At 71.5% G+C, this 21952-nt stretch carries 19 protein-coding genes and 2 tRNA genes; 8 read left to right on the plus strand and 13 right to left on the minus strand.

Annotated features, from left to right (window positions below):
• The first annotated feature begins 353 nt into the window (after positions 1 to 353).
• The 3 genes from ACFW9D_RS01680 (at position 354) to ACFW9D_RS01690 (ending at position 3192) form a co-directional block, all read left to right on the plus strand.
• The gene (locus tag ACFW9D_RS01680; protein ID WP_188336965.1) at positions 354 to 1124 is read left to right on the plus strand and encodes an ABC transporter ATP-binding protein; all 771 of its coding nucleotides are present in this window, start codon (positions 354 to 356) and stop codon (positions 1122 to 1124) included.
• Positions 1121 to 1987: an ABC transporter permease gene (locus ACFW9D_RS01685; protein ID WP_384616673.1), complete on the plus strand. Its 867-nt coding sequence runs from the start codon at positions 1121 to 1123 to the stop codon at positions 1985 to 1987. The genes ACFW9D_RS01680 and ACFW9D_RS01685 overlap by 4 nt, the downstream gene beginning before the upstream one ends.
• 68 nt (positions 1988 to 2055) lie before the next feature.
• Positions 2056 to 3192, plus strand: a complete 1137-nt coding sequence (locus ACFW9D_RS01690; protein ID WP_384616675.1) for an ABC transporter substrate-binding protein — start codon at positions 2056 to 2058, stop codon at positions 3190 to 3192.
• A gap of 59 nt (positions 3193 to 3251) precedes the next feature.
• Here the strand turns inward: ACFW9D_RS01690 and ACFW9D_RS01695 are convergent.
• The 4 genes from ACFW9D_RS01695 to ACFW9D_RS01710 form a co-directional block, all read right to left on the minus strand.
• Positions 3252 to 3325: transfer RNA gene (locus tag ACFW9D_RS01695), tRNA-Met, on the minus strand.
• A gap of 100 nt (positions 3326 to 3425) precedes the next feature.
• Positions 3426 to 5240: a tetratricopeptide repeat protein gene (locus tag ACFW9D_RS01700; protein ID WP_188336968.1), complete on the minus strand. Its 1815-nt coding sequence runs from the start codon at positions 5238 to 5240 to the stop codon at positions 3426 to 3428.
• Positions 5241 to 5468: 228 nt separating this feature from the next.
• Positions 5469 to 5542, minus strand: a tRNA-Met gene (locus tag ACFW9D_RS01705).
• Positions 5543 to 5585: 43 nt separating this feature from the next.
• On the minus strand, positions 5586 to 8519 hold the full coding sequence (locus ACFW9D_RS01710; protein ID WP_384616738.1) for a UPF0182 family protein: 2934 nt from the start codon (positions 8517 to 8519) through the stop codon (positions 5586 to 5588).
• Between the two features lie 136 nt (positions 8520 to 8655).
• Between ACFW9D_RS01710 and ACFW9D_RS01715 the strand changes: the two genes are divergently transcribed.
• Entirely contained in the window at positions 8656 to 9198 is a 543-nt protein-coding gene (locus tag ACFW9D_RS01715; protein WP_188336969.1) for a PPA1309 family protein, read from the plus strand.
• A gap of 102 nt (positions 9199 to 9300) precedes the next feature.
• On the opposite strand, the gene ACFW9D_RS01720 is transcribed toward ACFW9D_RS01715, so the two are convergent.
• The 4 genes from ACFW9D_RS01720 to ACFW9D_RS01735 all read right to left on the minus strand — a co-directional run bounded on the left by ACFW9D_RS01720 (position 9301) and on the right by ACFW9D_RS01735 (position 12483).
• On the minus strand, positions 9301 to 10386 hold the full coding sequence (locus tag ACFW9D_RS01720; RefSeq protein WP_188336970.1) for a PDZ domain-containing protein: 1086 nt from the start codon (positions 10384 to 10386) through the stop codon (positions 9301 to 9303).
• Between the two features lie 90 nt (positions 10387 to 10476).
• Positions 10477 to 10647: a hypothetical protein gene (locus tag ACFW9D_RS01725; RefSeq protein ID WP_188336971.1), complete on the minus strand. Its 171-nt coding sequence runs from the start codon at positions 10645 to 10647 to the stop codon at positions 10477 to 10479.
• A gap of 103 nt (positions 10648 to 10750) precedes the next feature.
• A complete protein-coding gene (locus tag ACFW9D_RS01730) occupies positions 10751 to 11215 on the minus strand; it encodes a molybdenum cofactor biosynthesis protein MoaE (protein WP_188336972.1) in 465 nt (154 codons plus the stop codon).
• A gap of 155 nt (positions 11216 to 11370) precedes the next feature.
• The gene (locus tag ACFW9D_RS01735) at positions 11371 to 12483 is read right to left on the minus strand and encodes an SDR family oxidoreductase (RefSeq protein WP_188336973.1); all 1113 of its coding nucleotides are present in this window, start codon (positions 12481 to 12483) and stop codon (positions 11371 to 11373) included.
• A 192-nt stretch (positions 12484 to 12675) separates the two neighbouring features.
• On the opposite strand from ACFW9D_RS01735, the gene ACFW9D_RS01740 reads away from it, so the two are divergent.
• Both ACFW9D_RS01740 and ACFW9D_RS01745 read left to right on the plus strand, forming a co-directional pair.
• The gene (locus tag ACFW9D_RS01740) at positions 12676 to 14142 is read left to right on the plus strand and encodes a zinc-dependent metalloprotease (protein WP_188336974.1); all 1467 of its coding nucleotides are present in this window, start codon (positions 12676 to 12678) and stop codon (positions 14140 to 14142) included.
• Positions 14139 to 14663: an NUDIX hydrolase gene (locus ACFW9D_RS01745; RefSeq protein WP_384616679.1), complete on the plus strand. Its 525-nt coding sequence runs from the start codon at positions 14139 to 14141 to the stop codon at positions 14661 to 14663. Before ACFW9D_RS01740 ends, ACFW9D_RS01745 begins: the two co-directional genes overlap by 4 nt.
• Positions 14664 to 14743: 80 nt before the next feature.
• Here the strand turns inward: ACFW9D_RS01745 and ACFW9D_RS01750 are convergent, their stop codons facing one another.
• The 4 genes from ACFW9D_RS01750 to ACFW9D_RS01765 form a co-directional block, all read right to left on the minus strand.
• A complete protein-coding gene (locus ACFW9D_RS01750; RefSeq protein ID WP_188336976.1) occupies positions 14744 to 15499 on the minus strand; it encodes an AIM24 family protein in 756 nt (251 codons plus the stop codon).
• A gap of 16 nt (positions 15500 to 15515) precedes the next feature.
• The gene (locus ACFW9D_RS01755) at positions 15516 to 16196 is read right to left on the minus strand and encodes an AIM24 family protein (protein ID WP_188336977.1); all 681 of its coding nucleotides are present in this window, start codon (positions 16194 to 16196) and stop codon (positions 15516 to 15518) included.
• 11 nt (positions 16197 to 16207) lie between these two features.
• Positions 16208 to 17887, minus strand: coding sequence for a TerD family protein (locus ACFW9D_RS01760; protein WP_384616682.1), 1680 nt, complete (start codon positions 17885 to 17887; stop codon positions 16208 to 16210).
• 114 nt (positions 17888 to 18001) lie between these two features.
• The gene (locus ACFW9D_RS01765) at positions 18002 to 18598 is read right to left on the minus strand and encodes a M48 family metallopeptidase (RefSeq protein ID WP_384616683.1); all 597 of its coding nucleotides are present in this window, start codon (positions 18596 to 18598) and stop codon (positions 18002 to 18004) included.
• A gap of 248 nt (positions 18599 to 18846) precedes the next feature.
• Between ACFW9D_RS01765 and ACFW9D_RS01770 the strand changes: the two genes are divergently transcribed.
• Positions 18847 to 20010 (plus strand): ThiF family adenylyltransferase, encoded by a 1164-nt coding sequence (locus tag ACFW9D_RS01770; RefSeq protein ID WP_384616685.1) that lies wholly within the window; start codon positions 18847 to 18849, stop codon positions 20008 to 20010.
• A 67-nt stretch (positions 20011 to 20077) separates the two neighbouring features.
• Positions 20078 to 21472: an ABC1 kinase family protein gene (locus ACFW9D_RS01775; protein WP_384616687.1), complete on the plus strand. Its 1395-nt coding sequence runs from the start codon at positions 20078 to 20080 to the stop codon at positions 21470 to 21472.
• 132 nt (positions 21473 to 21604) lie between these two features.
• On the opposite strand, the gene ACFW9D_RS01780 is transcribed toward ACFW9D_RS01775, so the two are convergent.
• Complete coding sequence (locus ACFW9D_RS01780; RefSeq protein WP_188341795.1) at positions 21605 to 21808, minus strand: hypothetical protein; 204 nt, start codon at positions 21806 to 21808, stop codon at positions 21605 to 21607.
• Positions 21809 to 21952 lie beyond the last annotated feature (144 nt).

A 21952-nucleotide genomic window follows, 5' to 3' on the forward strand; every position in this document is an offset into this window, starting at 1 on the left:
CAGGGGCGCGGGGCTGTACCCGATCAGCGGCTCCGCCGCGGGGCGCGACCATCAGACCCCTGAGGCCGCACGAAGTGCGCCTCCAGGGGCGCGGGGCTGTACCCGATCAGCGGCTCCGCCGCGGGGCGCGACCATCAGACCCCTGAGGCCGCACGAAGTGCGCCTCCAGGGGCGCGGGGAACTGCGCGACCAGCCACGACGGCGCGGCACCGGCGAGCGAACCACACCCCCAACGGCGCGACCACCCCCACCCCCAGACACGCGCCCCCACACGCACCCCCTTCCACAATCTGACACCCCGTCATATTCTCGCGGGCGCCCACCACCATCCAGCCGCACCCCCGGAGGGCCCCGTGCACCACAAACTCCGCGCCCGAGAACTGACCCGCACCTTCGGCGAGACCCACGCCCTGGGCCCCGTGGACCTCCAGCTGACCCCCGGCGAGTTCGTCTGCGTCGTGGGCCCGTCCGGCTGCGGCAAGTCCACCCTGCTCCGGATAGCCGCCGGCCTGACCCGCCCCTCGACCGGGACCCTGGAGATCAGCACCTCCAGCCCCCGTCCGGCCGCGATGATCTTCCAGGACTACGGCATCTACGACTGGAAGACCGTGCTGGCCAACGTCCGCTTCGGCCTGGACATCCAGAAGGTCCCGCGCCGCGAGGCGAACACCCGGGCCCGCGACTGGCTCGCCCGCATGGGCCTCGCCGACTTCGCGGACGCCTACCCCTCCGCCCTGTCCGGCGGCATGCGCCAGCGTGTCGCCATCGCCCGCGCCCTGGCCGTGGAGCCGGAGATCCTGCTCATGGACGAACCGTTCGCCGCGCTGGACGCCCAGCTGCGCACGATCCTCCAGGACGAACTGCTCGCCCTCACCCAGACCACCCGCACCACCACGCTGTTCATCACGCACAGCCTGGAGGAGGCGATCGTCCTCGGCGACCGCGTCCTGGTGATGTCGGCGCGGCCGGGCCGGGTGATCGCCGAGCGCCGCCCGCCGTTCGCCCGGCCGCGCACCGGCGACATCCGCAGCACCCCGGAGTTCACCGCCCTGAAGGGCGAGCTGTGGGACCTGCTGCGCGGCGAGGTGCACCAGGAGCAGCACACCGCGGCGGTGCCCGCATGACGACGACCGCCCCCGAGAAGGACACCGCCGGCCTCCTGGTCCGCGCTCCGGGCCCCCGCGAACTCCACCCGGTCCGCACCCGGCGCCGCCGCCGCGCCCTGGAACTCTCCCTCGCCGTCGCTGTACCGCTCGCCCTGGTCCTGCTCTGGCAGCTCGCGGCCGCCCAGGAGTGGATCGACGCCCGCGTCTACCCGGCCCCGTCCACGATCCTGGCCGACGGCTGGGACCGGGCAGCGGAGGGCGAACTGTGGCCCGACGTGTGGGCCACCCTCAAGCGCGTCCTCGCGGGCTACGCGATCGGCACCGTCTCCGGCTATCTCCTCGGCCTCCTCATGGGCTCGGTCGCCCTGGTCAGGGCCGCGCTCGAACCCCTCCTCGACGCCCTCTACGTGGTGCCCAAGCTGGCCCTGCTGCCGGTCTTCCTCAACATGTTCGGGCTGGGCGAGGGCCCGCAGGTCGCGCTCGTCGCGGCGACGGTCTTCTTCTTCGTCTGGATCTCGACGATGGCGGCGGTCGTCGCGGTCCCCGCCGGGCACCGGGACGCGGGCCAGGTCTTCGGCGCGTCCTCCTGGCAGATGTTCCGCCACGTCCTGCTGCCCGCGTCGCTGCCCGCCGTGCTGGTGGGCGCGCGGATCGCGGCCGGCGTCGCGGTCCTCGTCATCGTCGCCTCCGAGCAGATCGCTGCGACGAACGGCCTCGGCCACCTCATCTTCGACGCGCGCGCCCTCTTCCAGAACGACGTCATGTTCGTGGGCATCGTCTGCGTGGCCGTGCTCGGCGTCCTCTTCTCCGAACTGGTCCGCCTCGCCGGCCGCCTGCTCACCCCGTGGGCCCCGCGCGACCGCGGCCGCGGCCAGTCGTGAAGCCGCCGGCCACCCCCTGAGTCCCTTCCCGGTTACGTGTTACGTATGACGCTGTACGGAGGCTCCCCTTGCGCACGCGCTCCCTCGCACTCCCCCTGCTGCTCACCGGCGCCCTGCTGACCGGCACGGCGGCCTGCGCCAAGAACGACACCGCGTCCGGCACGGCCGCGAAACCCCGCACCATCAAGGCGGTCGCGGGCTGTGGCAAGGCCGGCTGGACCGACCCCGCCGACCGCGCCCCGGACCGTAAACCGGCCCGCTGCTCCCCCGGCTCCCCCGCCCCGGTCAAGCTCGCCAAGACCCGCAAGCTGACCATCGCGACGGGCACCCTGGCCGCCGAGTACGTCGCCCCGCTCGAAATGGCCGTCAAGAAGGGCGAGTTCGAGAAGGAGGGCCTGGACGTCACCCTGAAGGTGCTGCCGACGCCCGAGGCGCTGCCCCTGCTCGCCAAGGGCGACATCGACGCCCAGTGGGCGGCCCCGGAGGCCGCGGTCATGAACGGCATCCTCGGTGGCTTCGACATCAAGTGGGTCGCCGGGAACTTCTCCCCCGACCCCGCCTCCAAGAGCGGCCTGTGGGTGCGCCTCAAGAAGGGCGAGAGCGCCGACCACGTCACCATGGCCGGCCGCAGGCTCGGCACGATGATCGGCAAGGGCTCCGTCATCTCGTACCCGATGAACACGGCCCTGAAGAAGCACGGCGGCGGCCTCGACAAGATCCAGTTTCAGCAGCTCGGCTCGGCGGACGTGCTGACCGCGCTGCAGAACGGCGGCGTCGACTCGGCCTGGCTGCTCGACCCGGTGTGGCGCAAGATCGACGGCGACCGCCGCTTCGCGTTCCTCGGCGGCCAGCCTCTGGGCGAGCCGCTGGGCGGCCTGCTCTTCGGCCCGAACCTGCTCAAGGACGACCCCGACGCGGGCGTCGCCCTGCTGCGCGCGTACATCCGTACGGTCAACACGTACTTCCCGGGCGACTACAAGAAGGACCCCGCGTTCGTGAAGGAGCTCGCCGACCTGCTGAAGATCGACAAGGGCGTCCTGGAGTCGACCCCGTCGCTGCGCATGGACTGGGAGATCCGCTCCGGCTCGACCGACCGGCTGCAGGCCGCGTACAGGGCGGCGGGCGTCTCCGAGGGCGATCCGCTGCCCGAGTCGAGGACGGTGGACCGCAAGCTCTACGAGGAGGCCGTGGGGCACACGTCCTGACCGGCCCCGGACATGCGCCGAGGCCCGGAGCGCAATGACTCCGGGCCTCGGACTTTCAGTAGCGGGGACAGGATTTGAACCTGCGACCTCTGGGTTATGAGCCCAGCGAGCTACCGAGCTGCTCCACCCCGCGTCGGTGAACCCAACCTTACGGGATGCCCCCGACCAGCGCAAATTCCTTTCAGCAGCCCCCGCGCAGCCTCTGTGTGCCCCCCGCGCAGCCCTTGCGGCGCCTACGCGGAGAGCTCCTGGCGCAGTGCGTCGCGCAGCCGCGCGGCCCGCTCGGCGACCTCCGCCGGGCCGAGCTCCACGGCCCGCGAGGCCCACTTCTGTCCCTCGACGAGGTCGCCGCGGCGGGTGCGCAGCAGGGCGAGCCGCAGCGCGGCGCGACCGTGCCCGGCGTCCGCGGCCCGGCGCCACCACAGGGCGGCCTCCGGCTCGCTGCCCTCGCGCGCGAGCAGCAGGCCGAGGTTGAAGGCGCCGTTGCGGGACCCCGCCTCGGCGGCCTCGCGGTACCAGCGCGCCGCCTCCACGACGTCCCCGCGCGCGGCGGCGAGCATGCCGACCCGCACCTGGGCGCGCCGGTGTCCGTGCTCGGCGGCCCGCTCGTACCACTCCTCGCACTCGCTGCGCTGGATCACGGGCTCGCCCAGCTCGTGCCGGGTCTCGGGCGGGCGCCGCACGTCGAGCAGCGAGGCCAGCCGGTAGGCCGCCTCGGGGCTGCCGCCGCCGGCCGCGCACCGCAGGTGCCGCTCGGCACTCTGCTCGTCGCCGTCGCGCAGCCGGGCGATGCCGGCCTGCAGCGCGGCCTCGGTGTGCCCGCCGGCGGCGGCCCGCTCGTACCACTCCAGCGCCTTGGCCTCGTCCTCCTCGCCCGTGCGACCCGCGTAGAGGATGCCGAGGTTGAAGGCCGCGTCGACGCTTCCGGCCTCGGCCGCCTTGGAGAACCAGGGCTCGGCGCCGGTCGCGTCGCCGTGCTGGAGGAGCAGCACCGCCAGCGCGTTGGCCGCCTCGCGGTGGCCCGCGTAGGCGGCGCGGCGGTACCAGCTCTCGGCCTGCTGGGTGCGCTTCTGCTCGGCGCAGAGCAGGCCCAGGTTGTACGCGCCGTTGTTGTCGCCCGCGTCCATGGCGGCCCGGTACCAGCGCTCGGCGGTCTGCGTCTCGCCCCGCTGGGCGTGCAGGGCGCCCAGCGCGTTCGCCGCGTTCCCGTCGCCGTCCTGGGCTGCGCGCAGCCACCACACGGCGGCGCTCTCCTCGTCGCCCGCGTCGCGCAGCAGGAAGGCGAGGGCGCACGCGGCGCGCGGCTCGCCGTCCTTCGCGGACGTCAGGTACCAGCGGCCCGCCTCCTTGAGGTCGCCGCGCTTCTCCAGGATGGAACCGAGGTGCAGGGCGGCCCGGCGGTGTCCGCGCGCGGCGGCCTGCCGGTACCACTGCTCGGCCTCGGCGGCGGGCGTGCGCTCCTCCTCGGCGGCGAGGATGTCGGCTGCGCCCTTGCGGTCGAGGGCGCGCGCGAGCCGGTACGCGGCCTCGCGGTGCCCGCGCTCGGCGGCGACCCGCATCCAGCGCTCGGCGCCGACGTCACTGCGGTGCTCCAGCAGGTCCGCCAGCGCGTACGCGCCCAGGGTGTGGCCCTGCTCGGCGGACTGGCGCAGCCAGTACTCGGCGGCGGGTTCGTCGCCGCGCTCGCGGTGGTGGCGGCCGAGCGCGTGGGCGGCCGGGGCGGATCCGGCGACGGCGGCGATGCGCCACCAGCCGGCGGCCTCTTCCGCGTAGCCCCGCTGGTGGAGCAGGACGCCCAGGTTGTTGGCGGCGGCCCTGTCGCCCTCGCCGGTGGCGGCGCGCAGCAGGGGCTCGGCTCCGTCGAGGTCTCCGCGGCGCAGCAGCATCGCGCCGAGGACGCTCATCGCCTCGACGTCGCCGGCCTCCGCGGCCAGCCGTCGGCGTGCTTCTTCTGCGGCCTCAGCCGGCTCCCCCATGTCCTCGGGACCGGAAGGCTGCACAAACCGCCCTGTCTCCAACAGAGTTGCCTTGTCCCCCATAACGTCCATCGTCGCACCACCTGCAACCTGGGTACACCTGGAATACCGCAGCCCGTGAGGTCACTTCAGCGTTTTGTCGACATGCCCACAGAGAGATAAGTGAAACACAGTTTTCCCAACTGGCCCCGGGCGACGCAGCCTTCGCACAGTCTTCGCACATGCCAGCGGCTCTTGACGTCCTGGGCCATGACGCACCGAAGGCCCGGAAGCTGATGCTTCCGAGCCTTCGATCATCAGTAGCGGGGACAGGATTTGAACCTGCGACCTCTGGGTTATGAGCCCAGCGAGCTACCGAGCTGCTCCACCCCGCGCCGTTGTGTGCACAACCGTAGCACGGCGCGGGAGGGGCTTCGGTCAGCCAGTGGTCTTACCGCCGTCCTTCTCTGCGTCCTTCGCACTGTCCTTCTCGGCGTTCTTGCCGCCGTCCTTCTCGGTTCCGGCCGCCTTGTCGGCCGCCTCCTGGGCCTTCTCGGCTCGCTCCAGGGCGTCCTGCAGCTTGTCCTGCGCCTCGCCGTAGGCGGACCAGTCGCCTTCCTTCATGGCCTTCTGGCCGTCCTCGAAGGCCTTCTCGGCGTCCGCGAGGGCTTCCTTGACCGTCGAGTTCTCCGGCGGGTTCGTCGTGTCCCCACCGGGCTTCTCCGGCTCCGCGGGCGGCGTCGCCCCGTCCACGTCGAAGGCCTGGTTCAGCGCCTCCGACAGGGAGTCCGCGAAGCCTCTGCGGTCCCCGTAGGAGACCGCGACCTTACGCATCAGCGGGTACTCGGAGCTGCGTCCCTGGGCGTACATCGGCTCCACGTAGAGGAAGCCCTTGCCCAGGGGCACGGTCAGCAGATTGCCGTAGAGCACCGTCGAGTCGGCGCCCTTCATGTCACGCACCCAGTTCGCCACCGGGTCCCAGGAGTTGAGCTTGTTCTGCACCTGCTCGGGGCCCTGGGCGCTCTCCTCGGTGACTCTGAGGAGCCTGATCTTGCCGTAGTCCTTGCTGGTGGCGTCGGCGTCGACCGCCATGAACGCCCGCAGGTTGGGTCGGCCGCTCGGCGTGAACGTCGTCGTCAGCGAGAACTGCTGGGCGTCCTGCCCGGGCAGCTTCATGGACAGGTAGTACGGCGGCACCGCGCTGTTGTCCCGCTTGGTCGGGTCGTTGGGGACCTGCCAGGCGTCCGACGCGTTGTAGAACTGGGTCGGCTTCGTGACGTGGTACAGGCTGAGCAGCTCGCGCTGGACCTTGAACATGTCCTGCGGGTAGCGCAGGTGCTCCATCAGGTCCGCCGGGATGGCGCTCTTGGGCTCCACGGTGCCGGGGAACGCCTTCTTCCAGGTCTTCAGGACCGGGTCGGCGGAGTCCCACGTGTAGAGCTTGACCTCGCCCGTGTTGGCGTCGACGGTCGCCTTCACCGAGTTCCGGATGTAGTTGACCTGGTTCTGCTGGGCCACCACGGCGCGCTGGCTGTCGCCCTCGTTGAGCGAGTCGGCGGTGCTGTCGCCCAGCGTCGTGCGCGACGCGTACGGGTAGCCGTTCGACGTCGTGTAGGCGTCGACGACCCACTTGATCTTCCCGCCGACGACCGTCGGGTACGGGTCGCCGTCGATGGTCAGCCAGGGCGCGACGGCCTCGACGCGCTCCTTCGGGGTGCGGTTGTAGAGAATGCGCGAGCCCTCGCCGATGGCGCCCGAGTAGAGGATCTGCGGCTCACTGAAGGCCACCGCGTACGCCGCCCGGTTCACCGGATTGTCGAGGTTGACCCCGCTCTTCTCCTTGTAGCTGGTGGTCTGCTGGGTGCCGTCCTCCTGCTCGTAGTCCAGCTCCTTCTGCGGCCCGCCGACGATCGAGTACTGCGTCGTCTTCTCGCCGTAGTAGATGCGCTGGTCGTACGAGCCGAGGTTGCCGTCGGTCGGCAGTCCGGACTCCGTGAACTGGGGAGCGCCCTGGGACGTCGACGTGCCCTTCGCCGTCACGGCGCCGTAGCCGTGCGTGTAGACGAAGTGGTCGTTGATCCAGTTGCGCTTGTCGAGCTTGCCCAGGTTCAGCTCGCGCAGACCCACCACCGTGTCCTGGCCGTCATACCGGTCCACGTCCAGGGTGGTCGGGAACTGGTAGTACTTCCGCTGCTGCTCGAGCTGCTGGAAGGTCGGCGAGACCACGTTCGGGTCGTTGAGCCGGTAGCTGGCCGCCGTGTCGGCGTCCGTGCGCTGCTTCTTGGTGTCCGACGACCCCTTGCCGCTGTAGTCCTCGATCGGCGTGTCGTCGATCTCGTAGGCCTTGCGCGTCGCGTCGATGTTCTTCTGGATGTACGGCGCTTCCTTGGCCTGCTCGTTCGGCTGGACCTGGAACTTCTGGACGATGGCCGGGTACAGGCCGCCGATCAGGATCGCCGAGAGCACCATCAGGCCGAAGCCGATGACGGGCAGCTGCCAGGTGCGGCGCCACAGGGTGGCGAAGAACAGGATCGCGCAGATGACGGCGATGCAGAACAGGATCGTCTTGGCCGGCAGGTACGCGTTCGCGTCCACGTAGCGCAGGCCCGTCCAGTTGTCCGTCGCCTTGAAGTCACTCGACTTCACCGCGAGTCCGTACCGGTCGAGCCAGTACGCGACGGCCTTCAGGGCGACGAACACGCCCAGGAGGACGGACAGATGGCCGGTCGCGGCGGCGGTGGCCCGCGCGCCCGGGCTGGTGATGCGCAGCCCGCCGTACAGGTAGTGCGTCAGCGCGGCGGCGACCAGGCCGAGGACGGTGGCCGCGAACCCGAAGCCGAGCAGGAAGCGGTACCAGGGGAGGTCGAACGCGTAGAAGGCCACGTCCATGTGGAACTGCGGGTCCTTCTGGTGGAACGGCACGCCGTTCACGTACATCAGCCAGGTGCGCCACTGGCTCGCGGCCGAGGCGCCCGCGATCAGGCCCACCAGGGCCGTGATGCCGATGAGGAGCCACTTCTTGAAGGGCGCGATGCCCATCCGGTAGCGGTCCAGGCTCTGCTGCTCCATGGACATGGCGCTCAGCGGCGGACGCAGCCGGTGCGCCAGCCACACGTTCACCCCGACGGCGACCGCCATGAGCAGGCCGAAGACGAAGAACAGACCGATCTTCGTCCACAGAGTCGTCGTGAAGACGGACGAGTACCTGACCGACCGGTACCAGAGCCAGTCCGTCCAGAACCCGGCGAACATGACGAAGGCCATGCCGAGCACGGCCAGGACGCCCAGCGTCAACAGCAGCGTCCGTGCGCGCCGGGAGGGTCGGCCCACTCTGATCCGCGGCCCCGTCGGGCCCCCGCCGCGGTCCGGCATCTGGAAAGCCAAGGTCTGCACCTCGAAGTTCAGTCGATCGGTCAGGCCCCCGAGATCGCGGACCCATCACCTATGCAACTTACTCACGCTTTACTCAGTTCCCGCTTCGGGGGACGAACGAGGCAGGATTGTGACCATGTCCAACACTCCCATGGCAGCGAGCCCCCTCACCCGGGCCGTCCTCGAGATCGACGAGTACGCCTCCGGCCTCGGCTGGGACCAGCCCGCTCGCCTCTTCGCCCTTGTCGACACGGCCGCGCTGCGCGCCCAGGAACCCGCTCTCGCCGCCCAGCTCGGTCTCGAGGGCGAGCAGGAGGCCCCCGGCCTCACCCCGATCGAGCAGGACGAGGTTCCTGCCGACAAGCCGCTGGACGAGTTCCTCGGCACCATCGCGTGGCCCGACGCCGTCGCCGGCTGCGCCCTGACCGTCGAGCGGCTGATGCTTCCGCCGTCCGCCGAGGCGTCCGTCCCGGAGGGCCTGAGCGACAAGAAGCTCGCCAAGTGGGTCGCCGAGCACCCCGACCGCCAGGAGGTCCGGATGACCGTCGCGGTGCTGCGCGACGGCACGCGCGAGTCGGCGCTGCGGCTGCGCGAGAAGGACTCGTCCACGGAGGTCCTCACGGGCTCCAAGCTGGTCCCCGGTCTCGCCGAGGCCCTGTCGGCGACCTTCGCCGACTGAGTCCGTTCGTCACTCACCGCACCGCCTACGGAGAAGGGGCGCACCGGAAGATCCCGGTGCGCCCCTTCTCGCGCGTCTACTTGCTCGCTCGTTCTCGCGCGTCTACTTGGCGGTGCAGCGCGGCAGGTCGGCGGTCTTGCCGCTGCGGATGTCCTTGAGGGCGTCCATCGCGTCGTCGATGGTGTCGACCTTGACGAGCGTGAGGCCGTCGGGGGTGTCCTTGGCCGCCGTCGCGCAGTTGTCCTTCGGCGTCAGGAAGTACTCGGCGCCCTTCGCGCGCGCGCCGACGGTCTTCATCTGGATGCCGCCGATCGGGCCGACCTTGCCGGCGTCGTCGATCGTTCCCGTGCCGGCGACGAACTTGCCGCCGGTGAGGTCCGAGGGCGTGAGCTTGTCGACGATGCCGAGGGCGAACATGAGGCCGGCGCTGGGCCCGCCGACGTCGGCGAGCTTGATGTCGATCTGGAACGGGAAGGTGTGGTCGGTGCCGGCCTGGATGCCGACGATCGCGCGGCCGTCGTCGGCCTTGTCCGTCTTGATCGTCACCTGCTCCGTACGGGTCGCCACCTTGCCCTCCTTCTCGGCGGCGGCCGCCTCCTTGACGGGCACGATCGTGAAGTCGACGTCCTCGCCCGGCTCGTGCTTGGTGACGAGCTTGGCGACGTCCGAGGGCTGGGTGACCTTCGTGCCGTCGACGGCCTTGATCACGTCACCGGCGTGCAGCCGGCCCTCGGAGGGGCTGTCCTTGACGACGGTGGAGACGATCACCCAGGACTTCACCGGGATGTCCAGCTCGTTCAGGGCGGCGACCTTGGCGCTCTCCTGGGACTGGCTGAACTCCTCGGCGTTCTCCTGCGAGGACTGCTCCTCGGTCTGGCCGTCCGGGTAGAGCGTGTCGTGCGGCACCACGATGCTGTCGTGTGCGACCCATCCGTAGACCGCCGACACCAGGTTCATGTTGTAGTCGGCGCTGGTGACGCGGACCGTCGTCATGTTCAGGTGCCCGGACGTCTCGTACGTCTTGTGACCGGAGATCTGGATCACGGGTTCGCCGTCGTGGTCCGCGAGGGTGTTCACCGTCGGGCCCGGGGACATCTCCGCGTAGGGAACTTTGATGAGCACCCCTGCGCAGAGCAGCGCGATCAGCATCAGGGTCGAGGCGAGCATCGTCGCGGTGCGGCGTGGCATGGAACGACAGTACGGGACGGGTCCGCCGGCGCACCCGTGGGGCCGGGCCGTACGGGGCCCGGCCGGTTCATGCGCCGGAACGCGACCGCGTCACGTACCGGAGTGCGAGTGCGACCTGTCCATCGCCTCTCGGAAGCGTGTGTAGCCGCCGATCTCGCTCACGTCGCCCGCCTTCTTGCGGTTGCGACCGGCCCACGAGCCCCACAACCCGGCGCCGACCGCAGCGACAACCGGAATGAGCAGCCACATGAGTGCCGCCATGCCGACCTCCCGACCCCATGAGCGTCCGCAACTGACTGATCAGCAGATTAACCATCCGCAGTGTCAACGCTCGCCTCAGGGGTGCGGTTACGCAACCGGAACCTCAGCAGGCTCCCACCCACTCTTCCGTACCGTCCGAGAAGGTCTGGTGCTTCCAGATCGGCACCTCGTGCTTGAGGTCGTCGATCAGCTTGCGGCAGGCCTCGAAGGCCTCGCCGCGGTGGGGGCAGGACACGGCGACGACGACGGCGATGTCGCCGACGGCGAGGTCGCCGATCCGGTGCACGGCCGCGAGCGCCCGTACGGGGTACTCGGCGACGACCTTGTCCGCGATGCGCCGCATCTCGGCCTCGGCGGTCGGGTGACAGGAGTACCCGAGCTTGTCCACGTCGGCACCGCCGTCGTGGTTGCGCACGGTGCCCACGAAGAGCGTGGTGCCGCCCGCGGCGTCGTCGCCGACGGCCCGGAAGACCTCGTCGACGGAGAGCGGGGTCTCGCGGACGGCGAGCAGCTTGATGGGGTCGTGTGCCGCCTGCTCACCAGGATGGTCGTGCGTCGTGGGTGCCATGCCTCCCATCGTGCCGCACGCCCGCGACAACGGTGAATAGCGCTATCGCCCGGCACGCGCGCGGGGCGGCTTGGAGGCTCCTACAGGAGAAGAAGCCTTCTCGCGGCCGGCAGGAGCGTTTCCGCTGGACGCCCCGTCGGCCGCCGCGCCCCGCCTCAGATGCGGCGCCGCGCCTTGCGGACCCGCCGCACGGCCGCGGCCGCGCCCAGCAGCGCCACCGTCGCACCGGCCGCGCCGGCCGCCGTCGCGTCCTTGCGGCCGAGCCGCCGGCCCGCCACGGTGTGCCGTCCGGCGACCTCCTCCAGGAGCTCCGCGAGGACCTCCTCGTTGGTCCATCCGGGCCGCCATCCGGCGTCGTGCAGCCGGCTGCCGCTCACGACCCACGGGTACATCGTGTAGGCGAGATCCCCGGCGGGCGAGGGCGTCAGGCCGATCCGGTGCAGCCGGGCGGCGGCGCCGAGCGCCACGGCCGAGGGCAGCTCCATGCGCCGGATGCCGCTGAGCTCCTCGACCTCCTCCTGCTCCAGCCAGCCCTCGCAGCCGACCGCCAGCTCCCCCTCGACCTTCTCCAGGACCGCGTACTCCAGGGCGCTGCACAGGTCCTCCACGTGGCAGAACTGCCACGCGGGACGCGAGCCCGCGACCACGAGGAGGCGCGGCGACTCGAAGTAGCGGGTGAGGGCCGTGTCCATGCCGCCGACGAGCACCGCGGGACGCACCACGGTGACGTTGAGGCCGGGGTGCGCGCGCGGGGCGCGCTTGGCGAGCCGCTCGATCTCCAGGAGGTCGCCGACACCGGTCGCCTCGGCCGTGGCGCGCAGCTCGGCGTCCTCGGACAGCGGCAGCTCGTTGTCCTCCAGCGCCCCGTAGACCATGGCGGACGTGCACAGGACGACGCGGTGGACACCGGCGGCGGCCGCGGCGGTCAGGACGGTCTGGGTGCCGCGCACGTTGTAGGCCGTGCGGGCGGCCGGGTCGGACTCCAGGTCGAGGTCGAGCGCCAGGTGGACGACGACGTCGGCGCCGCGCAGCTTCTCGGCGATCGCCGGGTCGCGGACGTCCAGGATGTGCCAGGTCGCGGCGGCGCACTCACCACGCCGCTCGTCGATGGCGAGCACCTGCTTGATCTCGTCCGACGCGGCGAGCCGCTCCGTGAGCAGGGCGCCGACGCCGGACGCGGCACCGGTGACCGCGACGACGGGGCCGCGCGCGGCCGGACTGGTTGAGGGGTTTCGCGCTGCGCGAACCTGCGGATCTGGGGAACTCACCGGGCGTCTCCAGCGGTTGTCTTCAGTACGTTCGTGTATGACGCGTACGTACCAGGAGGCATCCATCCTGCCGCAGGCCATGAGCCGGCGAAGCACTGAGGCCCGATCCCGCCATGGTGTCTACGCTGGGTGTGTAGTCGGGCAGTCGCCGCCGGGCGAAGAAACCGGCGGCCTTACCAGCCGAGGATTCCCGTGAGTGACACCCCATTCGGTTTCGGCCTTCCGCCGGAGGAGCCGGACGACGGCGACGAGGGCAAGAAGAAGGACCAGCAGGGCGGTGGCGGTCAGGGACCGGCCAACCCCTTCGGATTCGGGTTCCCGGGCGGTCCGGGCGGCGCGGGCGGGGACAACCCGTTCGCGGCGATGTTCGGCTCGATGAATCCGAACGACCTGGGGGCGGCCTTCCAGCAGCTCGGCCAGATGCTCTCCTACGAGGGCGGGCCGGTGAACTGGGACATGGCCAAGGACATCGCCCGCCAGACCGTCTCGCAGGGCACGCAGGACGGTGTGAAGGACGCGAGCGTGGGTCCCGCCGAGCGCACCGCGGTCGAGGAGGCCGTGCGCCTCGCCGACCTGTGGCTCGACGACGCGACGTCGCTGCCCTCGGGCGCCGCCTCGGCCGTGGCCTGGAGCCGCGCCGAGTGGGTCGAGGCGACCCTCCCGGTGTGGAAGGAGCTCGTCGACCCGGTCGCCGAGCGCGTCGGCATGGCCATGGGCGACGTGCTGCCCGAGGAGATGCAGGCCATGGCAGGCCCGCTGATCGGCATGATGCGCTCCATGGGCGGCGCCATGTTCGGTTCGCAGATCGGCCAGGCCCTGGGCACGCTCGCCGGCGAGGTCGTCGGGTCCACCGACATCGGCCTGCCGCTGATCCCGGCGGGCAAGGCCGCGCTGCTCCCGCTGAACATCGAGTCCTTCGGCAAGGACCTGAGCGTCCCCATGGAGGAGGTGCGCCTCTACCTGGCGCTGCGCGAGGCCGCCCACCAGCGGCTCTTCGCGCACGTGCCGTGGCTGCGTTCGCACCTGTTCGGCGCGGTGGACGGCTACGCGCGGGGCATCAAGGTCGACACCACGAAGCTGGAGGACGTGGTCGGCCAGTTCGATCCGCAGAACCCGGAGCAGATCCAGGAAGCACTCCAGCAGGGCATGTTCCAGCCGGAGGACACGCCGGAGCAGAAGGCGGCCCTCGCCCGTCTGGAGACGGCTCTGGCGCTCGTCGAGGGCTGGGTCGACGCGGTCGTCCACGCGGCCGCGAAGCCCCGTCTGGCGTCCGCCGACGCGCTGCGCGAGACGCTGCGCCGCCGCCGGGCCACCGGCGGCCCGGCCGAGCAGACGTTCGCGACGCTGATCGGTCTGGAGCTGCGCCCGCGCCGCCTGCGGGACGCCTCGCGCCTGTGGGCCTCGCTCACGGACGCGCGCGGGGTCGACGGCCGTGACGGCCTGTGGGCGCACCCGGACATGCTGCCGACGGCGTCCGACCTGGACGACCCGGACGGCTTCGTGCACCACGAGCAGCTGGACTTCTCCGAGCTGGACAAGATGCTCGGTGACGCCGCGTCCGGCTCCGCCGGGAAGCCGAACCTGTCGAAGGACGAGGAGCCCGGCAAGGGCACCGACGCCGCGCAGGACGACCAGGGTGAGGGCGACGGCGACAAGTGAGTCTGTACGACGACGCGGTCCTCGTCCTGAAGCGCTACGAGGACCAGCCGGAGCTGCGCCAGGGCTACCTGGACCACCTCGCCGAGCACGGTGACGCGGGGATGTGGAAGCCGTGCACGGCGGGTCACCTGACGGCCAGCGCCCTGGTGATCGACCCCGCGCGCGGCCGGGTGCTGCTCACGCTCCACAAGAAGCTGCAGATGTGGCTCCAGATGGGCGGGCACTGCGAGCCGGGCGACGCGACGCTGGAGGCGGCCGCGCTGCGCGAGGCGACCGAGGAGTCCGGCATCCCGGGCCTCACGCTGCTGCCCGGCGGCCCGGTCCGCCTCGACCGGCATCCGATCCCCGGCCCGTGCACCCAGCACCTGGACGTCCAGTACGCGGCGCTCGCCCCGGCGGACGCCACGGAGGCGATCAGTGACGAGTCGCTGGACCTGCGCTGGTTCCCGTACGACGAGGTGGCCGGCGTGGCCGACACGTCGGTGGTGCGCCTGGTGGAGGCGACACGGGCGCGGCTGTGATCGGCTGAGGACATGGGTAAGGGGCGACCGCCGTGGCGGTCGCCCCTTACTCGTCTGTACGCCTGCCTACAGGTGGCGCGTCAGCTCCAGACGTTGCCCTGGTTCTGGCCGCGGGCGCCCTGCTGGCCCATGCCGTACTGCGCGGCGATGCCCTGGCCGACGACCGCGTTCTGCGGCGGCAGCAGTTCGCTGGGCTGGACGAGCGCGTAGCCCGTGCCCATGAAGCTGAGCTCCCAGCCCTCGCCCGTGTTGCCGCGGCGGCGCCAGACGCCCGAGGAGTGCGTCTGGGCCTGCATCTGGACACGCAGCCCGTTCGACCACGCGACGATGGCGTCCGCGTCGGCGTTGACGTACCGGTCCGGCGTGACCTGGAGCATCAGCGGCTGCCCGGACGTCATCAGCGCGACCTTGCCGCGCCCGGTGATGTTGAGCTGGTACTTGCCGGAGCCGGAGATGCCGAACTGGCTGTCCACGGCGATCACCTCGTGGTGCAGCGAGGAGTCCATGGCCAGCACGTAGCTGCTGTCGACGGTCAGGCCGTCCTGCTCGACGTCGACGATGTGGATGTACTGCGCGAGGTTCGCCAGGTAGACGGTGCCCTGCCCGTGGCAGCGCATGAGGTCGAGACCCTCGCCCGTCCGGGCCCGGGAGCGGCGCTGCCCGGACGTCTGGACCTCACCGTCGAACTCCATGAGCCCCTGATAGGCGACCATCGCGCCCTTACGGGCGAGGATGTCGTCGTGGCCCTCCAGGGTGACCCGCAGCATCTGCGGGTTCTGCACCGTGTAGCGCTCCTGGCTCTGCTGCTCGTTGTACGCGAAAAGCGGACTCTGCATGATGTCCTGTTCCCCCTCAGCCCCGGACTCGGAGGCGGTCGGTGCTGTCCTCGCTGGGCTGTACGACGACGATGCCCTCGCCGGAGAAGCCCATCTGGTAGGCCTCGCCGCTGCCGCGCCCGATGAGGGAGCCGGCCTTGAAGCTGCGCTTGCCCTTCACCTTCAGGTTGGGCGACCAGGCGATGAGCGCGTCCGGGTCCACGTACGTCTCGTCCTCGCCGCGGCCGCAGTCGACCACGATGGGGGTACCGCGCGAGGTCAGGGCGACGAAGCCCTGCCCGCTGATCTTGATGTTCCACAGGCCCTGGCCGGCGAACTTGGCGAGGCCCTTCACCCGCTCGACGCCCCACTGGAGGTGGGCGTCGAAGGCGAGCAGGTTGGTGCCGTTGACGGAGATCGACTCGCCGCCGAGGTTGATGACGACGACGTCGGCGCCGTAGTCGGCCAGGTAGAGCAGACCGTCTCCGTGGCACTTCATGAGCGGCGCGCCCTCGCCGGTCATCCATTCACGGGCGACCTGGCGGACGGCGGGCGGGTTGGGCTCGTACTGGACGAACCCTTCGTAGGCGACCATCGAGCCCACGCGCGCGAAGAGGTCGTTGCCGGTCTGCATGGCGACCTTCAGCATGTGGGTGCCGTGGTTCTCCATGCGGGCGGCTACCGGGGTCGGGGCGAAGCCCGCGAGTGGCTGGTTCATGACGGACTCCCTCAGACCTCGTACGGCTGGACGACGATGAAGTTGCCGGGGGCTCCCCGGAACTGCAGGTTCACGCTCTCCCCGCTGTGGCCCGGGTAGGCGTTGCGCCGCATCCTGACCTGGCTGGAGACGATCGCCTGAGCGGCGGCGGACCAGGCCACGACCGCGTTGCAGTCGGCGAAGGTCGTCGGCGTCACCGGCAGCACGACAGGCGTGCCGTGCGTCTTGACGACGACGGTGCCGGTGCCCTGGAACTGCATGACGAACAGGGCGCCACCGGGGATGCCGTGTCCCTCGATGCGGCGCACCTCGTACTGGAGGCTCTCGTCGAAGGCCAGCACGTTCTCCGCGGAGACGCAGATCGCGTCGCCCTGGAGCTCGATCGGGTGCACGTGGGAGGCCGCTTCCGCGAGGAAGACCTGGCCGCGGCCGCTGCAGCGCATGAGCTGCATCTCCTGGCCGGTGGCGTTGCCCACGATGCGTCCGGCGAAGCCGGCGCCCTTGTAGCTGAACTCGACCTTGCCCTGGTAGAGCACCATGCTGCCCTGGCGGGCGAGCACGGGCTGGCCGCCGGCGGCGCCGAGGTCGACGCGGATCAGCTTCTGGTTCTGCGGCGTCCAGCGCTGGCCCGTGGGGGCCTCGCGGTACTTCTCCAGCGCGGCGGCCACACCGGGTGCGCCGGCCTGCTGCGGGATGCCCTGCGGGGCGCCCTGGGGCGCGCCGTACGGGGAGGGTGCGGCGGGCGGCTGGCCGTATCCGGGCGGGGCGGCCGGCGTGTGGGGCTGCTGGCCGTAGCCGGGCGGCGGGGTCGGCGCCTGGGGCTGCTGGCCGTAGCCCGGAGGCGGCGTCGGGGCGTGCGGCGGCTGGCCGTACCCCGGAGGCGGCGTCGGAGCCTGGCCGGGCGGGGTGCCCAGGGGCGCGACGATGGTCGGTGCCGCGTGCACGGGCGGGGCGGCCGGAGCCGGGGCCGGGGCCGGCGGAGCGAAGTCCTGCGCGGGGACCGGAGCCGGAGCCGGAGCCGGGGCTGCCGGCGCGGGGGCCGGGGCGGGCGCGGGGGCCGGCGCCGGGGCCGAGGGGGCTCCGAAGGCGGGCGGCGCGGCGGCCTGGGCGGGCGGCGCGAAACCGGGGTTCGCGGCCTGCTGCGGCGCGGCGGCCGGCTCCTCATCGGCGACCTCGCCGCCGAAGTTCTTCAGGAGCGCGTCGAGGCCTCCGTCGAAGCCCTGGCCGACGGCGGCGAAGCGCCACACGTCCTTGAGGTAGAAGTCGCCCAGCATCACGGCACGCTCGGTCGAGAACTCGCCACCGTGGAAGGCGTACCGCGCGACCTCCTCGCCTCCGGCGACGATGCGGAGGTAACCGGGGGCGACCTGCGACATCTGGCCGGCGCCGTCGATGGTCGCGGTGAACGACAGCTTCTGGATGTGCGCGGGGATCTTTTCAAGTGTGACGCGGAAAGACTCCGTGTCACCCGCCTGCGCGCCCAGCAGCTGGACGGATTCCTCGGGCGTCTTCGGCTGGTTGAAGAAGACGAAGTACCGGTCGTCGGAGAGCCGCTCCTCGGCGTCGAGGCCGAAGCAGCTGATGTCGAAGCTCAGTCCGGGGCCGGTGATCTGCACGCCGACGTACAGGTCCGTGCCCGCGGTGAGGTCACTGATCTTGGCCTTGTGGCCGCGTTGGAATTCCCTGGCCATGCGTAACGACCGTCCCCCATCCCGATGGTGATTGCGTCGCGCCAGGCTAACTGCAAACACCGACAGCGGATGAGGTCGGTACAGCCCTGGTACAGAACCGTCCCCGAAACGGAGTCACTCCTCGCGGGCGCCGGGCAGCTGCGGAAGCCGGTCCGCCGCCACGACTCCTTCGAGGTAGCCGCGCGCCCGCTCCGTGCGCGGATAGGTCTCCAGGAGGCTCCAGAAACGCGGCCCGTGCCCGGGGACGAGCAGGTGGGCCAGCTCGTGGAGGAGCACGTAGTCGACGACGTACTCGGGCATGCCCTGAAGACGGTGCGAGAGCCGGATGCTGCCCTCGGCCGGGGTGCAGGAACCCCAGCGGGTGTTCTGGTTCGTGACCCAGCGCACAGACCGGGGCCGGGCCCGGCCTTCGAGGTACTGCGTGGAGAGGTGCGCGGCGCGCTCGGACAGCTCGGCGTCGCCGAGGACGCGCTTGCTCTCCTGGGCGGCGAGCTTGTCGAGCATCAGGCCGACCCAGCGCTTCTCCTCGGCCTCGGACATCCGGGCCGGGATGAGGACCACGGTGCGGTCGCCCTCGCGGTACGCGGACACGGTGCGGCGGCGCCGGGAGCTTCTGCGGACCTCGACCGCGCTCGCCACGTGGCCGCCCGACGGCGGTCCGGTCGTGCTGCGCTGCGTCTTCATGGCTCGGTGCGAGGGGTCGGCGGGCACGCCTCGACGTTACCCGCTGTGAAGGGTGGAAGTCCCGCCTCCGGACCCGTTCGGTGTGCTTCCGGAGCCCACTCCCCTCGATCCCCGCTCGATTAGTACGACTATCACCCCGTGCCTGTGGACAACGCGAAGCACGCCGGCGAGCGGACGGGCAAGCTGGCGGTCGATCGCCGTGGACCGCACGTCACGTGCGATTTCCATGCGACACGAGCGTTTTCGATGCGAACGGGCACACGGGGGACACAGCGATGCATCCGATCCTGAAACCAGCGCTGCGGCGCGGCTGGCGCGACCTGAACACGGTGCAGTTCGGCATGACGCCGGCGCACGCGGTGGTGCTGGGTCCGGTCGACACGGCCACGGGGAGTTTCCTGACGCTGCTCGACGGGACCCGCGGCGTGCCCCTTCTGCGCGAGGAGGCCCGACGGATGGACCTGCCCGACGGTCATGTGGACACGCTTCTCGAGCGGCTGACCGAGGCCGGTCTGCTGGACGACGCGACGGGCGGCGGCCCGCCCGCGGACGCCCTGCGCAAGCAGACCCCGGTCATGGACCGGCTGCGTCCCGATCACGCGGCGCTGGCCGTGACGACCGCCGATCCCTCCGAGGGCGTGCGGCGCCTGGCCGCCCGGCGTGCCTTACGGGTGCAGGTCCGAGGGGCGGGTCGGGTCGGCGCCGTGGTGGCGTCGGTGCTGGCCGCCGCGGGGGTGGGGCAGGTCGACGTGCGGGACGGCGGCTGTGTCGAGCCCTGGGACGTGGCGCCCGGCGGTCAGCCGGTGGAGGCGGTGGGCGAGCGCCGCGACGTGGCCGCGCGCCGCACGGCCCGCGCCATGGCGCCCGACCGCCCGCCGCGCCCCGACCGGCGCAGGACGGTGCCCCGTCCCGCCGACCCGGACCCGGGCGGGCCGCCGCTGTCGCTGGTGATCGTCGCGCCGAGGGACGGACTGGCCGTGCACTCCCCCGACCCGGCCGCGGTCGAGGATCTGATCGCGGCCGGCATCCCGCACCTGTACGCGGGCGTGTCCGAGGCCACGGGGACGGTGGGGCCGCTGGTGCTGCCGGGCGGGACGGGCTGCGCGCACTGTCTGCTGCTGGATCGCACGGACCGCGATCCGACCTGGCCCCGGCTGCTGGTCCAGTGGCGTTCGGGGCGGGCCTCACGCCAGGTGCAGGCCTGTGACGTGGGGCTCGCCACGGCGGTCGCGGGGCTGGCGGCCGCGCACGGACTGGCCTTCCTCGACGGGGAGTTGCCGTCGAGCACCGGGGCCCGCTGGGAGGCTTCCGCGCCGGGGCTCGACTGGCACGCGCGACCGGTGTGGCCGCATCCGGAGTGCCCCTGCGGGGCGGGTGAGAGAGCTAACGGGCGGGAGGTCTCGGTCGGCGGAGGGACGCAGGACACAATGGCGGGGTAAGCATCGGCTGACGGCGCTACGACGCCTGGGCATGCGCGGCACGGCTGTCCGGCACTTGGAGGGGTGTATGTCTGATCTTCCCCGGAAGGCGGTTACCCGGACCGCCAAGCTGGCCGCGCTGCCGATCGGCATCGCGGGGCGTGCGACCTGGGGCATCGGCAAGCGGATCGGCGGCAAGTCCGCCGAGATCGTGGGCCGGGAGCTGCAGCAGCGCACGGCGGAGCAGCTGTTCAAGGTGCTGGGCGAGCTCAAGGGCGGGGCGATGAAGTTCGGGCAGGCCCTGTCCGTCTTCGAGTCCGCGCTGCCCGAGGAGGTCGCGGGACCCTACCGGGCCGCCCTGACGAAGCTCCAGGAAGCGGCGCCCCCGATGCCGACGCGCACCGTGCACAAGGTGCTCGAGGAGCGGCTCGGCGAGCAATGGCGCGAGCTGTTCCAGGAGTTCGAGGACAAGCCGTCGGCCGCGGCGTCGATAGGGCAGGTGCACCGGGCCGTCTGGCACGACGGCCGCGCGGTCGCGGTGAAGGTGCAGTACCCGGGCGCCGGCGAGGCACTGCTGTCGGATCTTAATCAACTGGGCCGTTTCGCCCGCCTGTTGGGGCCGCTCATCCCGGGGATGGACATCAAGCCGCTGATCGCGGAACTACGCGACCGGGTGTCGGAGGAGCTGGACTACGCGCTGGAGGCGCAGGCCCAGCAGGCGCACGCCGAGGAGTTCGACGGCGACCCGGACGTCGTCGTGCCGCATGTGGTGCACCAGTGCGAGCAGGTCCTGGTGACGGAATGGATCGACGGGATTCCGCTGGCGGACGTGATCAGCGACGGGGATCAGGAACAGCGGGACCGCGCGGGCCAGTTGCTGGCCCGCTTCCTCTTCTCCGGTCCCGCTCGTACGGGACTGCTGCACGCGGATCCGCACCCGGGGAACTTCCGGCTGCTGCCCGACGAGGAGCAGGGCTGGCGGCTGGGCGTCCTGGACTTCGGCACGGTGGACCGGCTGCCGGGCGGCCTGCCCGAGCCGATCGGGCACTCGCTGCGGATGACGCTGTCCGGTGACGCGGTCGGGGTCTACGAGATGCTCCGCGAGGAGGGCTTCGTCAAGGACTCGATCGAGCTGGAGCCGGACGCGGTCCTGGACTACCTGGTGCCGATCATCGAGCCGGCCCTGGTCGACTCGTTCACCTTCACCCGCAGCTGGATGCGGAACCAGGCGGCGCGGATCGCCGACATCCGCTCCCCCGCGCACCAGCTGGGCAAGCAGCTCAACCTGCCGCCCTCGTACCTGCTGATACACCGGGTGACGCTCAGCACGATCGGGGTGCTGTGTCAGCTCGGGGCGACGGTGCGGCTGCGGGACGAGCTGGAGGCCTGGGTTCCGGGGTTCCTGGAGTACGAGGACGAGGAGGAGGGCTTCGGGGAAGCCGAGGACGACGTGCTGGATCCGGAGCCGGCCGCCGAGGCCTGAGCCGCTCCGGGCCCGCGCCTCCGCCGAGACCATGTGCCGACGACGGGGCCAGGTGCCACCGACCCGACGGGGCCATTCGCCACCGCCGGGACCGGATGCCACCGGGAGGGCCGCGTCACCACCGGGCCGGTGTCACCACCACTCGGAGTCGAGGCGCCCCTCGATGGCCCGGATGTTCTCACGGGAGCAGGTGTCGCAGTACGTCCGCCGCACTCCGCCCTCGACGGAACTGGTCCAGGTCAGCGGCATCTCCTCCGCCGTCGTGCCGCATCGGGCGCACACCACGGTGCGCTCCTCGGGTCGCTGCGTGGAGTCCCCGCCGGGAAGAGACGTCACCCGGCGACGATAACTCCGCGGGCTGATGATCGGTGCGCACCACGCACCGGGGGGCCCGGGCTCGCGCGCCTCTGTCGGTTTGACCAAGAGATCGCCCCCGCGAGGGGGGTGGGGGGGGGGGGTGCGGGCGGTGGGGCCTGAGGT

Source organism: Streptomyces sp. NPDC059524, assembly GCF_042749255.1.
GTDB lineage: Bacteria > Actinomycetota > Actinomycetes > Streptomycetales > Streptomycetaceae > Streptomyces > Streptomyces xanthii.